Below are 18443 nucleotides of genomic sequence, written 5' to 3'. Positions count from 1 at the left end.
CCTCTCAATTTATCCTGACTGTCCGGCAAAAGAACAGAAAAAGACCGCGTTCCACTCTATTATAGCGGAGCACGGCCTTTTTGTTAAGGGGGAAATATTGATGTGCGTGGAAGCAGCAGGGGAGTAAGTATGCTGCCTGCCGGAAAAAGTTACTTCATCAGGCTGCAGACGGCCTCGGCGTAGGCGGCGGGATCATCCACCGGCAGGCCTTCGATCAGCTGAGCCTGTGCGTACAGCAGAGCACTGTACTTCTTGAGCTTGTCGGTGTCACCGGCTTCCTGTGCGGCCTTGAGCACGGCGAACACGGGGTGGTTGACATTCAGTTCCAGAACCTTATCGCTCTTTACGCCTTCGCTGCCGGGCTGCTTGGACAGCACCTTTTCCATCTCAATGGACAGCGGGCCGTCAGCACTCAGGCACACGGGGTGATCCTTCAGGCGGGTAGAGACCTTGACCTCTTTCACCTTGCCGTCCAGAGCGTCCTTCATGGCATCGAACAGGTTCTTGTTCTCAGCGGTAGCGTCCTCGGCGGCCTTCTTCTCTTCCTCGGTCTCAAGGCCCAGATCACCGCTGTTGACATTCTTGAACTCCACAGTGCCGTCCTTGCCTTCGGCATCCTTGCGGGGATAGGTGCGCAGGATCTGCAGGCAGAACTCATCCACATCCTCGGTCAGCAGCAGGACGTCATAGCCCTTATCCATGACCAGCTCAGCGGCGGGCAGCTTTGCCAGACGGTCGGTAGAATCACCGGCAGCAAAGTAGATATACTTCTGCTCAGCGGGCATCTTGTCCACATACTCCTGCAGAGTGACCATCTTCTGCTCCTTGGCAGACCAGAACAGCAGCAGGTCGCGCAGCAGCTCGGCGTGCATGCCGTAGTCGGAGTAAGCACCGAACTTGATCTGACGGCCGAACTCTTTCCAGAATTCCTCGTACTTCTCGCGGTCATTGGCCAGCATGGCGTGCAGCTCGTTCTTGATCTTTTTTTCCAGAGCGTTGTGGATCAGCTTGAGCTGGTTGTCCTTCTGCAGCATCTCGCGGCTGATGTTCAGGCTCAGATCCTGACTGTCCACAATGCCCTTGACGAAGCTGAAGTAATCGGGCAGCAGGTCGGCGCACTTCTCCATAATGAGCACGCCGGATGCGTACAGGGCCAGACCCTTTTCATAATCCTTGGTGTAGAAGTCGTAGGGACGGTGGCTGGGCACGAACAGCAGGGCATTATAATTTGCAGTGCCCTCGGTGCGGCTGACGATGACGCGGGCGGGGTCGGTATAATCGCCAAACTTTTCCTTATAGAAGTTCGCGTACTCCTCGTCGGTCACTTCGCTCTTCTGCTTTTTCCAGATGGGCACCATGCTGTTCAGGGTTTCCAGCTCGGTGTAAGTCTCCCATTCGGGCTTATAGTCCTCCGGCTTAGGATCGGGTTCCGGCTTCTGGCGCTCGTGCTGGCGCTCCATCTGGATGGGATAGCGCACATAGTCGCTGTACTTCTTCACGATGGCCACGATGCCGTACTCATCGAGGAAGTTGTCGTAGTGGTCCGTCTCAGTATCCGGCTTGATGTGCAGGATGATCTGGGTGCCTGCGGTGTCCTTCTGGGCGGGGGTCATTTCGTAGCCGTCCACACCGGAGGACTCCCACTGCCATGCTTCATCCGAGCCATAAGCCTTGGAAATGACGGTGACTTTATCGGCTACCATGAAGGAAGAGTAGAAGCCGACACCAAACTGGCCGATGATATCGATGTTCTCGTCCTTGTTATCCTTCTTGAAATCCAGAGAACCGGAGTGAGCAATGGTGCCCAGATTCTGCTCAAGTTCCTCTTTGGTCATGCCGACACCGTTATCCTCAATGGTCAGGATGCGGTTCTCCCGATCGCGGGTGATGAGGATGCGGAAATCGCCCTTGTTCATGCCCACAGAAGGATCGGTCAGGCTCTTATAATAGAGCTTATCGATGGCATCCGATGCGTTGGAGATCAGCTCGCGCAGGAAAATTTCCTTATTGGTGTAGATGGAGTTGATCATCATATCCATCAGCTTTTTGCTTTCAGCCTGAAATTCTTTCTTAGCCATAATGCAAAACCTCTTTTTATCTGTATTCGGCACCAAGCACTCGGAGTAGGATATTACTTTTGAATGCTTAGCACTCGTAACTTTCGAGTGCTAATATACACCGACAAAAAGCAAAAATCAAGGGCTTTCATAAAAAGTTTAAAAAATGGTTCGTTTTGTGCTATAATGAACCGCAAAGGATGCTGTAAAAGGAGGAAATATCATGCAGCTGAAACAGCTGGAACTGGCCGGCGGTGGGACGCTGACCGTTTATCTGCGTGATTGCTGTGAGCGGATGCCGAATGTGCTTGACCGGCCATTGGTGCTGGTGGTGCCCGGCGGCGGCTATACCCATGTGAGTGCCCGTGAGGGCGACCCGGTGGCGCTGCAGTTTGCGGCGGCGGGGTACCACACCGCTGTGCTGGACTACGCCATCTGCGAAAAGGCAAAGGACTACATGCCGCTGCGCCAGCTGGCCGAGGCTATCGGTCTTGTGCGGCAGCACGCGGCCCAGTGGCATATCCTGCCGGAAAAAATTGCCGTGTGCGGCTTTTCAGCGGGCGGCCACCTGGCCCTTTCCGGTGCTGTGCTGGACATTCCCGGCGAAGCGGCCCAGCCCCGGCCCAATGCGGTCATTCTGGGCTATCCGGTGGTCACGGCAGGGCAGTATGCCCACCGCGGCAGCTTTGTGCAGCTGGCGGGCAGCGCCGACCCGGCGGCACAGCAGGTGTTCGGGCTGGAGGATAAGATCACGCCGCAGATGCCGCCGGTGTTCGTATGGACCACCATGGAGGATGCCGCCGTTCCGGTGGAGAACACCCTGATGCTGGTGAACGCTCTGCACCGGGCGGGTGTGCCCTGCGAGGCGCATCTGTTTGAAAAGGGGGTGCACGGTACCAGCATCAGCACGGCAGAGGTGGACCAGCCCAGCCGCCACCGGCATCACTGGGTGGAACTGGCAGTGGAATGGCTGGGAGACACTTTTGCCTTTTCCGTCTGTTAAGTCTGGATATATTTGAACGAACCTACAAAAAATTCACAATTAAACTGTTGACTTGCATAAGCCTTTGACGTATACTGGTCAGCAGGGACAAACTGAAGGAAGAAGGAAATACCTATGGTTATGGACCCGACTCTGCCGCGCATCTCTGTGCGCGACCTGATGATGCAGGCTTTTCTCACCGGATGGGAGCTTTCGGACAAGACGGTCTCGCAGGACGAATACCTGCAAAGCTCTATTCAGGTGATCGAAATGCTGCAGGTGGAACCGGAAAACCTTTATGCCGAAGAAGGCCTTGGCCTGCCGGACGGCGAAGAGGTGGATCATCTGGACGACTGGCTGCGTGCCGACGGCCAGTGGCTGTACTACGGTGTAGAGGAAGAAAATTTCTTCCTGATCCAGTGGTACCCGGACGAAGCCGCCGCAAAGGCAAAACTGGCCCAGCTGGAAGAACTGGGCGACGGCAAGCAGTATCTGGTAGATTTTTCCCTCAAGCGGGAGAACCCTTCCAGTGCAGAGAACTTCGGTAATTCCAATCCGGTCCAGCTCCGCTCCTGAAAACATCACCTTAAAGCGAAAGGAAATTTTGCAGCATGCAGCTTTCTGAGATCGAGCGCGAACAGCTTTATGCCATCGTAGAAAAATATGATCATCACCCGGATGTGCAGCGGATGCGGGAGTACATCCAGCACGGCTCTGTCACCACCTACCAGCATTGCAAGAATGTGGCGCTGGTGAGCTTCTGGCTCAACCGCCGTCTGCATCTGCACGCTGACGAGACCTCGCTGGCAGTGGGTGCCCTGCTGCATGATTTTTATCTGTACGACTGGCACACCACCGGTACCTTTCACGGCCTGCGCCGCCTGTTTGAGATGCACGGCTTCTCCCATCCGGGTTATGCCTGCGTCAATGCAAAGCGGGTGTTCAGCATTACCACAAAGGAACAGAGCATCATTGCAAGCCACATGTGGCCGCTGACCTTCCGTCATGTGCCCACCTGCCGCGAAGCAGTCATCGTCTGTCTGGCCGATAAGTACTGCGCTGTGGTAGAAAGCATGTTCCAGCGTTCCCGCGCCGGTGCCGTGGTGGACGGCAGCGTGGACATCGACGGCGAAGAGTGGTAAGCCTGTTTTTACCTTTATCGTTTTATCAATGGACAAAAAAGAACTCCGCACCTCACAGGGCGCGGAGTTCTTTTGTATCTTACAGCTTTTTATAGCCTTCCGGTTCATTGGCAGCAGCGCGGTATTCCATTAAGAATGTGTCCAGCCAGCGGCCGTGACAGTCGCGGGCAATGCGTTCCCGGCGGCCCACTAAGCGAAAGCCGCATTTTGTGTGCAGGGCGCGGCTGGCAGCGTTGTCCTGCAGCACGGTGGACTGCAGTGTCCAGTAGCCGGCCTTTTCTGCCTGATGGCATAGCTCGGTCAGCAGGTGATAGCCAAGGCCATGGCCCCGGAACTGCTCACCCACGTAAATACTCACCTCGGCAACGCCGCGGTAGCACCAGCGCGGGTCCACCCGGCGCAACGCCGTCCACCCGGCAATCACGCCGTCGGCCAGCAGTACCAGTCGGCATTCTTTTGCGTGGGAAGCATCCCACGCAGAATACGGCGGACAAGTGGTCTGAAAAGTGGCATGTTCTGTAGCAATGCCCTCTAAATAGATTCTGGAAACAGCGCTCCAGTCTTCCGGCTCCATGGGCCGGATCTCGATTTTGCTCATATTTCGATCCCGGCAGAAAGTGCATAGCTTTCCGCGCCCTCAACTCTCAAAAAATATCCGGCTCCAGTATAGCAGAATTTGCGGTGCGGTACAAGCGCCGTACTGCACAGAAATTTCTTTGACAAGCGGAAGGTTTGTGATACAATAAATCATAACAAAGAAAAGCACGGCAGGATACGCCGCTGCAGAATGGAGGATGTCCCAAAATGAAGTGGATCAGAACGGTGGTGTGCGCGCTGGGAATGCTGGCGTGCGTATCGCTTTCGGCATTTGCTGCAGAGTACGGCGAGCCGAACATCACAACAAAGACGACCATGAAAGAGCTGCGGGAGAACCCCAGCATCAAAGGCTCCGGCTACTATACCTACTGCAACGAATGGATCGAGGGCAGCACGCAGTACGATGATACGCCCATTGAGGGCTATGTAAGCTACGCGGCTGCCGAGGATGCCGCCGAAGGCATGAACCTTGTGATCGAAAACTACAACAGGGGCGTACAGATCACATGGCAGGTGTATACCCCGGAAGAAATTGCGGAAAATTCTTCTCTGGGCATGGTGCAGCTGTATTATTTCCCGGCTAAAACAGCCAACGCAAAGTACGCCATCGTGGTGCCCGGCAACGGCGGCAACACCACCGCAGAGCTGAACGAGGGCGCATCCATTGCCAACCAGCTGCACGAGCTGGGCTATGCGGCTTTTGTGCTGCGGTACCGCTCTTTCCTGAATGCATCCGACAATGCGCCACTGTACGATATTGCCAATGCCGTAAAGTACCTGACCGAAAATGCAGATCAGTTTGGCGTTCAGCGCGAAAACTATGCGCTGATGGGCTTTTCTTCCGGCGGACACATCGTGGGCCTGATCGGCTCGGACAACGAAAAGTTCGGCTATAAGGCATTTGGCCTCCCACAGCCTGCAGCGCTGCTGCTGGGTTACCCCATCAACGATTTCTTTGAGGTGAAGCCGCTGTATCAGCTGGCCATTGACCCGCTGGTGCTTGGCTGGCGTTACTACTGGACCGATATTTCGGATGTGGTGAACGAAAACTTTACCCCTACCTATTTCTTCTACGGCAAAAATGATCTTTATATGCAGCGCATGTGCTACTCCCAGCAGGGGCCGCTGCTGGAGCGCAAGCTCCGGGAGAGCGGGGCTGTTTATGAGTGCCATGTGTACGAGAACGCACCCCACGCCATTGGCCCGGGCCGCCACACCGATGCGGACGGCTGGATCCGGCAGGCAACGGCATTCTGGGAAAAACAGTGCAAATAAAGAGATAAACGGGGGATTGCTGTGAGAAAACGATTGCGCACGGTGCTGTTTGGTATTGGCCTGATGATCCTGCTGGCACAGCCGGCGTTTGCGGAGGAGCTTGGTCAGGCCAACATCACACCGCGCACCAAAATGGCAGAGATCCGCTCCAACCCCAGCATTGTGGGTGCGGGCATCTACACCTACTCGCTGGAGCAGGACCGTGTGCTGGACCGGATGTACTGGGACGCGCAGCCGCTGAGCCGCCTTTCCAATCACTGGACGGCACAGGATGCGGCGGATGGACTGAACTATCTGATCCGCACCTATAACGCTGGGCAGCGGGTGACCTTCCCGCTTTATACGGCGGAGGAGATCGCGCAGGATACCAGCCGGGACGGTGTGGAACTGTATTATCTGCCGGCAGAAGGGGCGCAGGCGAACCAGAAATATGCGCTGGTGATCGGCGGTAATGCGATCGTGGTCAGTGCGGAGATCCGCGAGGGCATTTCCACTGCATGGAACCTGCACGAAATGGGCTACCCGGTGTTCGTGCTGCGCTACCGCATCGGCATGAAGGCTTCCAACAATGCGCCGCTGCAGGATGTGGTCCGCGCGGTGCAATACATCACGGAACATGCTGGACAGTTTGGCGTGCAGGCGGAGGATTATGCCATTGTAAGCTATTCCTCAGGCGGGCAGATCGCCGGACTGTTCGGCACCGACGCGGTGGGCTACAAAAATTACGGCCTGCCAAAGCCCGGTGCCATGCTGCTGGGCTACCCGGTAAACACCTTTCTGGAGTTCAAACCGGTCTATAATATCCTGCTGGACCCCGGTGTGTGCAAGCAGCGGTATTATAAAATGACATTGTCGGATTACATCACGCCGAATTACCCGCCTACCTATCACTGGTACGGCAAAAACGATATGACCCTTATGACCATGTGCTGGTCGGCGCAGGGGCCTGTGCTGGAAAAGGCACTGGCCCGCAACCATGTGACGCATATCTACCATGTGTATGATGATGCTCCCCATGCAGTGGCCGCAGGCAAAGGCACCGATGCGGAGGGCTGGCTGAATGAAGCAGTTGCCTTCTGGGAGGAACAGGTCGGCTGAAAAGGAGATACTGAGTTGAAACACAGGATATGCACCGCAGCAGCCTGTATCTGTCTGCTGCTGATGATGGCGCTGCCTGCATTTGCAGCAGAGTATGGCGAGCCGGATATCACGCCGCAGACCACCATGGGCGAGATCCGCTCGAACCCCAGCATCCTTGGCGCAGGCGTTTGGACCTATTCCAAGGAGCAGAACCTGCCCGGCACTGAGGACTGGTGCAATGACCAGACGCTGGAAAAATATGTGAGCAGCTATGTGGCACAGGATTGTGCCGATGGTCTGAACCTGCTTATCCGCAATTACAATGCGGGCGTGCAGATCACCTATAAGCTCTACTCGGAGCAGGAGATCGCCGAGGACAGCTCCCGCAACAATGTGGAGTTCTATTACTACCCGGCCAGCACGCCGGATGCAAAGTATGCGCTGGTGCTCTCCGGCAACATCCTCAACCGCACGGCGGAGTTAAAGGAGTGCATCTCCACAGCTTACCAGCTGCACCAGAAAGGCTATGCGGTGTTCGTGATGCGCTACCGCGCCTACCCGGATAACGACAACAACGGACCCGTGGAGGACATTGCACGGGCGGTGAAGTACATCACCGGCCACGCACAGCGGTTCGGCGTGCAGACGGAAAGTTATGCCCTGATCGGCTATTCTTCCGGCGGACATCTGGCGGGCCTGTTTGCATCGGACGCTCTGGGCTATAAAAACTATGGCCTGCCCAAGCCCGGCGCAGTGATCCTGGCGTATCCCATCGTGCAGTTTGCCGAGATCACACCGATCTACCGTGTGGGCACCGACCCCTTTGTGTGCGGCCGGTTCTACTATGAATACAGTCTTGCCGACCTGATCACAGAGGACTATCCGCCGGTGTACTTCTGGTATGGCAGGGATGACCTGACCTTGAACCTGCTGTGCTGGCCGCTGCAGGGGCCAGCCCTCAGCAAGGCACTGGCCGCGCATGGCGTACCTTACAAAGAAGTGGTATATGACCACGCAGCCCATGGCATCAGCCTTGGCCGCGGCACGGCTGCGGATGGCTGGCTGGACGAAGCCGCTGCCTTCTGGGAAGAGCAGACAAAATAATACAAAGTACGCAGATCCGGGCTTTGCAGCTGCACAGCCCGGATTTTGCAATAGGAGGCATTATGGAATTTTTAGCGTTTCTTTACACGGTGCTTCTGGTGGCCATCTGCCTGATGATGGCCCTGCTGCTGTACCGCTCGGCAAAGCCTGCCGCAAACCGGGACGATGCAGAACGGAAGGAATGGCTGCGTCAGCAGCTGGAAGCGCAGAACCGCCAGATGGACGCGAAGCTGGCAGAGATGGCGCAGCAGAACCTTGCCGCTATGGGCCACATCAGTGAAACGCTGCAGGCTTCGGTGCAGAGCATGAGCACTGCCCTTGCCGCAGGGCAGGGCACCCAGCAGCAGACCATGGAGCAGCGCCTGCAGGGGCTGGAAGCCTCCAACGCCCGCAAGCTGGAAGAGATGCGCCGCACCCTTGCCGAGGGTATGACTGCCCTGCAGGCCCAGAACGCCCAGAAGCTGGACGAGATCCGCCATACGGTGGACGAACAGCTGCAGGATGCGTTGCAGAAGCGGGTGACCGAAAGCTTCAAGGCGGTGAACGACCAGCTGGAACAGGTGTACAAGGGTCTTGGCGAAATGCAGAACCTTGCCGCTGATGTGGGCGGGCTGAAACAGGTGCTTTCCGGTGTGAAGACCCGCGGTATTCTGGGCGAGATCCAGCTGGGAGCCATTCTGGAAGAAATCCTTGCCCCGGAACAGTACGACACCAACGTGGCCACCATTCCGGGCAGCACCCAGCGGGTGGAATACGCCATCCGGATGCCCGGCGCGGACGGCGGCACGGTCTGGCTGCCCATCGATTCCAAGTTCCCCGGCGACACCTATGCCCATTTACAGGATGCGCAGGCATCCGGCGACGCGCAGGCTGTGGAGAACGCCCGCCACGCACTGGAACTGGTGCTGCGGGCCGAGGCCAAGGACATCCGGGAAAAATATGTGGAGCCGCCCTACACCACGGCCTTCGGCATCCTGTTCCTGCCCTTCGAGGGTTTGTATGCCGAGGTGGTGAACGCGGGCCTGCTGGAAGTGCTGCAGCGGGACTATCAGGTGAACATTGCAGGCCCCAGCACCATGGCAGCGCTGCTCAACAGCCTGCAGATGGGTTTCAAGACCCTTGCCATCCAGAAGCGTTCCGGTGAGGTATGGCAGCTGCTGGGTGCGGTGAAGACCGAATTTGACAAGTTCGGGCAGGGGCTTTCCAAGATGCAGCAGCGTCTGCGCCAGACTGACGAAGAGCTGGATAATCTCATTGGTGTGCGCAGCCGTGCCATCAGCCGCAAGCTGCGCGCTGTGCAGACCATGGACGAAAGCGCTGCTGCCGCTCTGCTGGAACTGGATGCTGAGCCGGGCAGGCCGGTAACGGCAAGACTGCCGGAAAATGGAGAAGAATAATATCTCTTGCGAAATTTCTAACAATGTGCTATAATAGGAAATATTCTTAGAAATAATTGCTGCGTTCTGCGGCATATCATAAAAAGGAGACGGAAAGCTATGAGCATGAAGAAGATCAGTGAAGCCATTTTGGGTGTGGGCGTGGATGATACCACCATTGACCTGTTCGAGAGCCAGTATCCGGTGCCCACCGGCGTGAGCTATAATTCCTATGTCATTCTGGACGAAAAGACCGCCGTTCTGGATACGGTGGATGCCCGCGCTACCGAGCCGTGGCTGGAAAACCTGTCCGAAGCTCTGGCAGGCCGTAAGCCGGATTATCTGGTAGTCTCCCACATGGAGCCGGACCACGGTGCCAACATTGCAAAGCTGGCGGCACTCTACCCTGAGATGCAGGTGGTGGGCAACGCCAAGACTTTCCTGTATATGGATCAGTTCTTTGGTGCTGATGCTGTGGCAAAGGAGCGCCGTGTGGTGGTGAAGGACGGCGAGAGCCTGAGCCTTGGCACCCACACCCTGACCTTTGTGTTTGCCCCCATGGTGCACTGGCCGGAGGTCATGGTCAGCTATGAATCCACCGAAAAGGTGCTGTTCTCCGCGGATGGCTTCGGTCGCTTTGGCGCTGTGGCAAAGTTTGACGAAAAGGCCGACTGGGCCAGCGAAGCCCGCCGCTACTACCTGAACATCGTAGGCAAGTACGGCCCGCAGGTGCAGGCGCTGCTGAAAAAGGCCGCGGCTCTGGACATCCAGACCATTTGCCCGCTGCACGGCCCGGTGCTGACCGGAGATCTGGGCAAGTACCTGAACTACTACGACATCTGGTCCAGCTACAAGCCCGAGGAGCCGGAAAAGATTCTTGTGGCAAGTGCTTCCATCCACGGCCACACCCGTGCAGCAGCCCACCTCATGGCAGAAAAGCTGCGTGCAAAGGGCGCAAAGGTCGTGGAGGTGGACCTGACCCGCACGGATGTGTCCTATGCCGTCACCGAAGCCTTCCGCTGCGGAAAGATCGTGCTGGCCTGCGCCACCTACGACGGCTTCCTCTTCCCGCCGATGGAAAATCTGCTGACCCACCTCAAGACCAAGAGCTTCCAGAACCGCACGGTGGGTCTGATGGAGAATGGCACATGGGCACCCATGGCCGCAAAGCTCATGCGCGCCGAGCTGGAAGGCATGAAGAACATCACGGTCTGCGAGAATGTGGTCACCATCCGCAGTGCTGCCAATGCTGCTGCCGAAGCGCAGATGGATGCACTGGCTGCAGAAATCGTGGCAAAATAAAGCACTCTGGAAAAAATACGCAAGATCCTCTGCCGACTGCCCGGCAGGGGATTTTTTTATTGAACCATGTGGAAGAGTTTGATATACTGAAAAGCAGAAGTTTATGGATGGAGGAATATCATGTCTGTAAAAATAAAAGCGGATATCAGACACTGGCTGCGGGAGTTGGATAAGAAATATTTCTGTGTGATGCTGGGCTTTGCGGTGATGGTCTATTTTCCGCTGATCAGCTTGAAGCTGACGAACACAGTGGATGGTCTGTGGACAACGGCTGAGTACATGGCGGGAGCATGGGAGCTTTCCAATGGGCGATGGTTCTGGCTGGTGACCAGTTTTCTGCGTTTCAGTCTGCAGCTAGAACCCATCAATGCGGTGGTGTGCTTGGTGCTGGTTTCTCTTGGCGTTACAAAACTTCATATGACCTTTAAAACTGTGCACGGGGGGACATCTTACCTTGACTGGCTCGCAGGATTATGCTATTTGGCTAATACCGTGATCGGTTGTTACCTCTCGTTTGCACATCAATCGGTCGAGTTTGGTTTGGCATTTTATTTGTCGGTGCTGGCAGCGGTCTGTGTGATCAGAAGCCGCAGCATTGCGGCAGGCGTTGCGCAGGGAGCATTGTTACTTGCGTTGAGTCTTGGACTCTATCAGACAGACCTTGCTTGCTTCTGCATGGTGCTGCTGGCGTGGTTTCTGGTGCTGTTGCTCCGAGGTGAAGAAGGGATAAAGCTCCGGTACTATATCGCAAAATGTCTGGGCAGTGCAGTGTGCGGCGCGGCGCTGTACTGGGGAATATTGCAGATTATTCTGAAGATTTCAGGTGTTGCAATGACGAATTATCAGGGCGGAGCTTCTACCTCGCCGCTGAATATGCTGAAAAGCCTGCCGCAGAGTATTGTAAAATGCTATGCCCAATTCTGGGACTACTTCTTTGGTGATACAGTACGCCATAATGTGCTGCAGAGCTTTGGGGTACTGTATGCGCTGGCGTTCCTTGTCGTGGGTGCAGCGCTTGTACGTCGGTTGGCAGTTGTTCTGCGAAGAAAGAATGCAGAAACGGCGTTTTACGCAGTGGCTGCGGTGCTGGTGATGCCGCTTGCCAGCGTGATCTTTCTGCTGGCAGCATCGCAGGCGACGTTTTATATCCCAATGGCCGGAGGAACTGCGCTGTTCTTTCCGGTATGTTTCTGGCTGTTAGATGCTGCCCGGCCTGCATCTAACACAGAAATCTCAGGCAAAAACAAAGCTGGCAAGGTGGAAAAGGCTGCGCTTCTGCTGGCTGCGGCAGGCATTCTTTATGGCAGTGTCTTTATGTCGGCTATCGATCAGCAGGCGATGTATGAGGGACGCAAGGCAACAAAACAAATCGCGGACCTTGTGGCCGGTGAGCTGGTGGCAGAGGGCTATTATGATTTGCCGGAAAAACTGCCAGTGATGCTGGTAGGCCGCCCCAGTGCAAGCCCGCTGTTCCGGACACACGTCATCTATTGGGATGCGAACGACTACGCACAGGTGGGCCTTTTCGAAAAAGAAAATGCCGCCACAATGCGCTATTCATGGAATGCGGTGTTTCGTGACCTCACACCGATGCAGTTGGAGCTGTGCAGTGATGAGGTATATGACGAACTGATCCGGACAGAAGAAATCAAACGAATGCCGACATTCCCTGAGAAAGGCTCCATACAGGAAATGGACGGTGTATATGTGATCAAAATTTCAGAGGATTATCTGATCGATGAATAACAAATGAGCCTGAGAACATAAAACAGGACAGATGGAGAAAATAACGATGAAAGAAAAAATCGATGTACAGAAACCGGACGACCTTGGGCTGGATATATCGGATCTAAGATATTTTCTGGTGATGCTGCTGTTTTCGGCGGTAGTGTTTTTCCTGCTGATCAGCCAGCGGCTGACCAATACATTTGACGGATTGTGGAACAATACATGGTTCTTCGGCGGCTATTGGCAGGTAGTCACGGGCCGATGGCTCTGGCCGGTGATCGATGCGCTGCGGTTTGGCATCCAGACGGAACCTTTCAATTCATTGCTGACGCTTTCCATGTCGGCGCTGGCTGTTACCCTGCTTCGGAAGTTTTTTACAGAGAAGGATTCTGTCGTGACCTATCTGGCGGGTATGGCTGTTCTGGCCAGCACGGTCACTGGAATACAGCTGTCATATCGGTTTCAGTCGCCGGTGTTTGGCTGCTCTTTTTTGTTTTCTGTTCTGGCGGCAGAGCGTGTGGTTCGTGCCGCAGATTTTAGAAAAGCGGTCGTACAGGGAGCACTGCTTCTGGTCATGAGCCTTGCGTGCTATCAGACGAGCCTTGATAACTTTTGTCTGCTCCTGCTGACATATCTTCTGCTGCTTCTGTTCCGCAATGTGGACAGAGAAAAGATCCATGCCCACATTGGAAGAAGTCTTTGCAGCGCAGCTGCAGGAATGGTTTTGTATTTCCTGCTCACAAAGCTGATCGTATGGGCATGTGGATGGCAGATGGCAAGTTATAATGGAGGAGCGGATGTTTCGGTACTTTCTATACTGAAAAATCTGCCCAATGCCATTGCAGAGACCTACCAACTGTTTGGAGCTTACTTTTTTCAGAATTACTATCGGCATAACATTCTGCAGCCGGTGGGCTTTTTCGTTTTGGTATTTCTGGCGCTGAGCATCGGACTGCTGAACCGCTTCAGAAAAATGCTTCACCGGAAAAATTGGGAATATATCCTTCTGGGAGTGGCAGCGCTGATCGTTTTGCCCATCATGTGCAATGCCATCATGCTGATCACAAGCGAGGCGGTCTGGCTTTTGCAGATGGGCGAAGGATTGAATCTGTTCGTGCCGGTATGTCTGCTGCTGCTTGAAGGGACGCGCACAAATCAGCCTATGGTAAAAAAGTATGTACGTGCTGCCCGGACAGGGGCTGTAGTACTTGCGGTTTTGGTCGTCTATGGCAATGTCTGCTCTGCAGTGATCGATCAGGAAGCTATGTATGAGGGAAGGAAAACACTCAAGAGCATGTCGGATCACATCGCGGACGACCTGATGAGCAGCGGATATTTTGACGATAACGAGCAGCTGCCGGTACTGTTTGTGGGCAGACCCAGCTCGAACTCCAGTTTTATGAAGAGGGAGTATTACCTCTATGCAAATCCGTATGCGCAGATGGGCCGCTTCTGGCTGAACGATTACTCGGCCAGAGCGTCTTGGAAAGCGGTTTTCAGGGATATCACTCCGGCAAAACTCAAGCATTGCTCGGTGGAACAGTACGGGGAACTGTACAGCAGAACAGAGCTGGAACAGATGCCAGTCTATCCGCAGGAAGGATATATCCAGCAGATCGACGGTGTGGTCGTGGTAAAAATTTCAGATGATTACAAAGTTGATAAAGAGTTTGCGCCACTAATCGACCTGGGAGAATTGTTTCAGCTCATAATGGATGACATAAACGATTCATAATGGCTGCGGCTTTGTGAAAAAACTCCACCGAACGCGATTTTTGCGGAAAGTGACTGCACAGCCCTTGCAAACTGTCCCGAAATGTGGTAACATAACTCTTGGTTATAAAACCTGAATACTCCCAAACGCAGCGACGGAGAGAGTAGGCATGGCGTACACGGCAAAGAGAGAAGCTTCACCGGCTGAGAGGGCTTCCGGGTGTATCTGTGCTGAAGTTCGCTCCTGAGCGGTCTGTGCGAAACAGCAGTAGTACAGAACGGCCACGCCCCGTTACGGCGTTCTGAGAGCCGCCCGGCATCTGTGCACGGGTGGAAACCGGGTGGTACCGCGGAGCTAAGAATCAACAGCTTCGTCCCTTTTGTCTGAGAAATCGGGCAGGGGACGGAGCTTTTTTGTTGCACTCCGCTCATCAACACGAAGAATAAAGGAGAGAACATCCATGCAAGCAATGATCGACGAGCTGGCAAAACAGGCCGCTGAAAGCCTTGGTCAGGTGTCCGGCAAGGAAACGCTGGCCTCCTTCTGGCAGGAGTACCTCAGCAAAAACGGCAAGATCCCTGCCCTGATGAAGAACCTGCGCACCGTTGCGCCGGAAGAGCGCCCCGCTATGGGCAAGATCATCAATGAACTCAAGGCAAAGGTTCAGGCAGATTACGATGCTGCTGCAGAACAGGTGAAGCAGGCAGAGCTTGCTGCCCGCAATGCTGCGGAGACGGTGGATATTACCCTGCCCGCCAAGACCCGCTCTGTGGGCGGCCTGCACCCGCTGACCCTGATCACCAACCAGATCATCGACGTGTTCTCCGGCATGGGCTTTTCGGTGGGCACCTTCCCGGAGATCGAGGACGATGACCACAACTTTACCCGCCTGAACGTGCCCAAGGATCACCCGGCACGCGACATGCAGGACACCTTCTACCTGTCGGAGGAGTTCCTGCTGCGCACCCAGACCTCCGGCGGCCAGATCCGCACCATGGACGTTCAGAAGCCGCCCATCAAGATCCTGATGCCCGGCCGTGTGTTCCGCTCTGACTCCGATGCCACCCACAGCCCCATGTTCCACCAGATGGAAGGTCTGGTCGTGGACAAGGGCATCACCCTGGGCGACCTGCAGGGCGCACTGAATACCTTTGTGCAGAAGCTGTTCGGCGCCGACACCCGCACCCGCCTGCGTCCCTCCTACTTCCCGTTCACCGAGCCCAGCGTGGAGGTGGACGTGAGCTGCTTCGAGTGCCACGGCAAGGGCTGCCCGCTGTGCAAGCACACCGGCTGGATCGAGGTGCTGGGCGGCGGTGTCGTCAACCGCAAGGTGCTGGAGAACTGCAATATCGACCCGGACGAGTATTCCGGCTTCGCCTTCGGCATCGGCATCGAGCGTATCGCCATGCTGAAGTATGGCATCAACAACATCGGCCTGATGTTCGAGAACAACCTGCAGTTCCTCAAGCAGTTCCACGAATAAGAGGGGAGAGAAGAGACAATGAAAGTACCTTTCAGCTGGTTAAAAGAATTTGTAGATATCGACGTTACTGCGCAGGAACTGGAGGAAAAGCTCTTCTCCTGCGGCTTTGAGGTCGAAGAGCTGATCCCGCTGGATGCCGGCATCAGCAAGGTGGTCGTCGGCAAGATCGTGGAGATGGAAAAGCAGGAGGGCACCCACCTGACCAAGTGTGTGGTGGACTGCGGCGACTACGGCCACGACATCCGCATCAGCACCGGTGCCGCCAACATGAAGCTGGGCGACTGCGTGCCCGCGGCTCTGGATGGCTCCACCCTGCCCGGCGGCATCAAGATCAAGGCCCGCAAGATGCAGGGCGTGGAGTCCAACGGTATGCTGTGCTCCGGCGAAGAGCTGGGCCTGAACGACGACCTGTTCCCGGGCTCTGAGGTCTACGGCCTGCTCATCCTGCCCGAGGACTCTGTCCCCGGCACCGACATTGCGCCGGTGGTGGGTCTGGACGACTATATCTTTGATATCTCCATCACCGCCAACCGCCCGGACTGCCAGTCTGTCCTGGGCATTGCCCGTGAGGTGGCTGCCGTTCTGGGCAAGCCCCTGCACATGCCCGCCATGGACTACAAGGCCGTCTGCGAGCCGGATGCGCCCATCACCGTCAAGGTGGAGGCACCGGACCTGTGCCCCCGCTACATGGCACACTATGTGCGCAACATCCGCATGGGCGAGTCTCCCCGCTGGATGAAGCACCATCTGGCTCTGTGCGGCCTGCGCTCCATCAGCAATGTGGTGGATATCACCAACCACACCCTGCTGGAAATGGGTCAGCCCATGCACGCCTTTGATCTGAACAAGGTCGCCGGCCGCACCATCGATGTGCGCCGCGCCCATGCGGGCGAAAAGATCGTCACGCTGGATGAGAAGGAGTTCACTCTGAATCCCAACAATCTGGTCATCTGCGATGCCGAAAAGCCGGTGGCACTTGCCGGCATCATGGGCGGCGCAAACTCCGGCATGGATGAGAACACCACCAGCCTGCTGTTTGAGTGTGCCACCTTCGCCCGCGACTGCGTGCGTAAGACCAGCCGCGCATTGGGCCAGAACAGCGACTCTTCTGCTCGCTACGAGAAGGGCGTGGACCGTCACTCTCCTGAACTGGGCCTTGCCCGTGCCCTGCACCTGATTCAGGAGCTGGACTGCGGCGACATCACCACACTGGAATATGACCTGACCGATGGCCGCCCGATGGAGCGCAAGCACATCGTTACCACTCCGGCTAAGATCTGCGGCGTGCTGGGCATCACCGTGCCGGATCAGACCATGATCGACATTCTGCAGCGTCTGGAGTTCACGGTGGATGTACAGGCCGATGGAAGCTGGGACGTGTCCGCACCCCTGTACCGCGAGGACGTGGAGAGCTTCCCGGATCTGGCCGAGGAGGTCATCCGTGAGTACGGCTACGACCACATCGTGCCCACCTTCCTGAACACCGCCTCCGTTACAAACGGCGGTCTGAACTATGACCAGAAGCAGCAGCTCAAGACCAAGCGTCTGCTGGCCGCACAGGGCTTCTATGAGGCCTCCACCCTGGCCTTCTACTCCAACGCAGAACTGGATATGCTGCACATCCCGGCGGATGATGAAGCCCGCAAGGCCATCCGCATCCTGAACCCCATCAGTGAGAATCTGTCCATCATGCGTACCCTGCTGGCTCCCTCCATGCTGAACGTCATTGTGGACAATCTCAAGAAGGGCAACACGGAAGGCCGTCTGTTCGAGATGGCACCGGTGTATCTTGCCAAGAAACTGCCCATCAACGAGCATCCGCACGAGCGCCAGACCCTCTGCATTGGTGCATTCGGCCCCGAAGAAGATTTCTTCACGGTCAAGGGTGCACTGGAAGCACTGGCAGCCGGCTTTGGCCTGAGCTTTGATTATAAGCGCGAGACGACCCCGTGGCTGCACCCCGGCATCAGCGCCGCTGTTTACTGTGGTGACAAGCGTCTGGGCGTGTTCGGCAAGCTGTCCAACGAGATCAACGGCGAACTGGAGATTGCAAAGGATCAGAAGGACAGCCAGAATATCTATCTGGGTGAGCTGGACTACGAGGCTCTGATGTCCTGCGCGGACGGTGAGCTGCGCTATCAGCCGCTCAGTCCCTACGCTGCTGTCAAGCGTGATCTGGCATTGGTCTGCGACGAAAAGACCACCTGCGGCGAGATCGAAGAGACCATCAAGAAGGCCAGCCCTCTGGTGGGTGAGATCAAGCTGTTCGATATCTATCGCGGCGCAAATCTCGGCGAGGGCAAAAAGAGCATGGCATTCACCCTGTCTCTGTCCGACCCGAAAAAGGAAGTTTCCGCTGAGGAAGTGGAGCGCGTGGTCAAGAAGATCCTCGGCAACCTGAAGTTCAAGCTGGGCATCGAGATCCGCTAACTCTATTATAGAAGTAATATAAGGCCGTCTGTGCAGGAATGTGCAGGCGGCTTTTTTGCGTAAAAAGAGAACGTTGAATACAAGAAAATGAACGTTTTTCAGCAGCGCAAGAAAAAAGATGAAAAAAGTTGTCAAAAAGTGTTGACAAGGAGGCGGGGGTGTGGTATTATACT

The 18443-nt window shown here is 55.8% G+C and carries 14 protein-coding genes and 1 other annotated feature; of the genes, 12 read left to right on the top strand and 2 right to left on the bottom strand.

Annotated elements, in window-relative coordinates; genetic code table 11:
• Window positions 1-149: 149 nt before the first annotated feature.
• Window positions 150-2078, bottom strand: coding sequence for a molecular chaperone HtpG (gene htpG, locus DW937_RS09400; protein WP_120120765.1), 1929 nt, complete (start codon window positions 2076-2078; stop codon window positions 150-152).
• A gap of 202 nt (window positions 2079-2280) precedes the next feature.
• Here htpG and DW937_RS09395 point away from each other — a divergent pair, with 202 nt between their 5' ends.
• The 3 genes from DW937_RS09395 to DW937_RS09385 all read left to right on the top strand — a co-directional run bounded on the left by DW937_RS09395 (window position 2281) and on the right by DW937_RS09385 (window position 4181).
• A complete protein-coding gene (locus tag DW937_RS09395) occupies window positions 2281-3060 on the top strand; it encodes an alpha/beta hydrolase (RefSeq protein WP_120120764.1) in 780 nt (259 codons plus the stop codon).
• Window positions 3061-3174: 114 nt separating this feature from the next.
• Window positions 3175-3615, top strand: a complete 441-nt coding sequence (locus tag DW937_RS09390) for a hypothetical protein (protein ID WP_005945935.1) — start codon at window positions 3175-3177, stop codon at window positions 3613-3615.
• A gap of 35 nt (window positions 3616-3650) precedes the next feature.
• Window positions 3651-4181 (top strand): HD domain-containing protein, encoded by a 531-nt coding sequence (locus DW937_RS09385; RefSeq protein ID WP_097777640.1) that lies wholly within the window; start codon window positions 3651-3653, stop codon window positions 4179-4181.
• Window positions 4182-4260: 79 nt separating this feature from the next.
• Here DW937_RS09385 and DW937_RS09380 read toward each other — a convergent pair whose 3' ends face one another.
• Window positions 4261-4779, bottom strand: coding sequence for a GNAT family N-acetyltransferase (locus DW937_RS09380; RefSeq protein WP_005945939.1), 519 nt, complete (start codon window positions 4777-4779; stop codon window positions 4261-4263).
• 206 nt (window positions 4780-4985) lie between these two features.
• Between DW937_RS09380 and DW937_RS09375 the strand changes: the two genes are divergently transcribed.
• From DW937_RS09375 to pheT, 9 genes are all read left to right on the top strand, one after another.
• On the top strand, window positions 4986-6053 hold the full coding sequence (locus tag DW937_RS09375) for an alpha/beta hydrolase (protein ID WP_243111455.1): 1068 nt from the start codon (window positions 4986-4988) through the stop codon (window positions 6051-6053).
• 21 nt (window positions 6054-6074) lie between these two features.
• Window positions 6075-7151, top strand: coding sequence for an alpha/beta hydrolase (locus DW937_RS09370; protein ID WP_243111454.1), 1077 nt, complete (start codon window positions 6075-6077; stop codon window positions 7149-7151).
• Window positions 7152-7166: 15 nt separating this feature from the next.
• The gene (locus DW937_RS09365) at window positions 7167-8237 is read left to right on the top strand and encodes an alpha/beta hydrolase (protein WP_243088996.1); all 1071 of its coding nucleotides are present in this window, start codon (window positions 7167-7169) and stop codon (window positions 8235-8237) included.
• 62 nt (window positions 8238-8299) lie between these two features.
• Complete coding sequence (rmuC, locus tag DW937_RS09360) at window positions 8300-9634, top strand: DNA recombination protein RmuC (RefSeq protein ID WP_120120763.1); 1335 nt, start codon at window positions 8300-8302, stop codon at window positions 9632-9634.
• Between the two features lie 99 nt (window positions 9635-9733).
• Window positions 9734-10915, top strand: a complete 1182-nt coding sequence (locus DW937_RS09355) for an MBL fold metallo-hydrolase (protein WP_120120762.1) — start codon at window positions 9734-9736, stop codon at window positions 10913-10915.
• A 120-nt stretch (window positions 10916-11035) separates the two neighbouring features.
• Window positions 11036-12661 carry a glucosyltransferase domain-containing protein gene (locus DW937_RS09350; protein WP_120120761.1) on the top strand — a complete coding sequence of 542 codons (1626 nt, stop codon included), beginning with the start codon at window positions 11036-11038 and terminating at the stop codon, window positions 12659-12661.
• 46 nt (window positions 12662-12707) lie between these two features.
• Complete coding sequence (locus tag DW937_RS09345; RefSeq protein ID WP_243111453.1) at window positions 12708-14378, top strand: glucosyltransferase domain-containing protein; 1671 nt, start codon at window positions 12708-12710, stop codon at window positions 14376-14378.
• Window positions 14379-14499: 121 nt separating this feature from the next.
• Window positions 14500-14738 (top strand) — a binding site (T-box leader).
• A gap of 79 nt (window positions 14739-14817) precedes the next feature.
• A complete protein-coding gene (gene pheS, locus DW937_RS09340; RefSeq protein WP_005945958.1) occupies window positions 14818-15840 on the top strand; it encodes a phenylalanine--tRNA ligase subunit alpha in 1023 nt (340 codons plus the stop codon).
• Window positions 15841-15858: 18 nt separating this feature from the next.
• Window positions 15859-18270 (top strand): phenylalanine--tRNA ligase subunit beta, encoded by a 2412-nt coding sequence (pheT, locus tag DW937_RS09335; protein ID WP_120120759.1) that lies wholly within the window; start codon window positions 15859-15861, stop codon window positions 18268-18270.
• The last annotated feature ends 173 nt before the right edge of the window (window positions 18271-18443 follow it).

The organism is Faecalibacterium sp. AM43-5AT (assembly GCF_003603345.1).
Classification (GTDB): domain Bacteria; phylum Bacillota; class Clostridia; order Oscillospirales; family Ruminococcaceae; genus Faecalibacterium; species Faecalibacterium taiwanense.
This window is presented reverse-complemented; position numbering and strand designations above follow the sequence as displayed.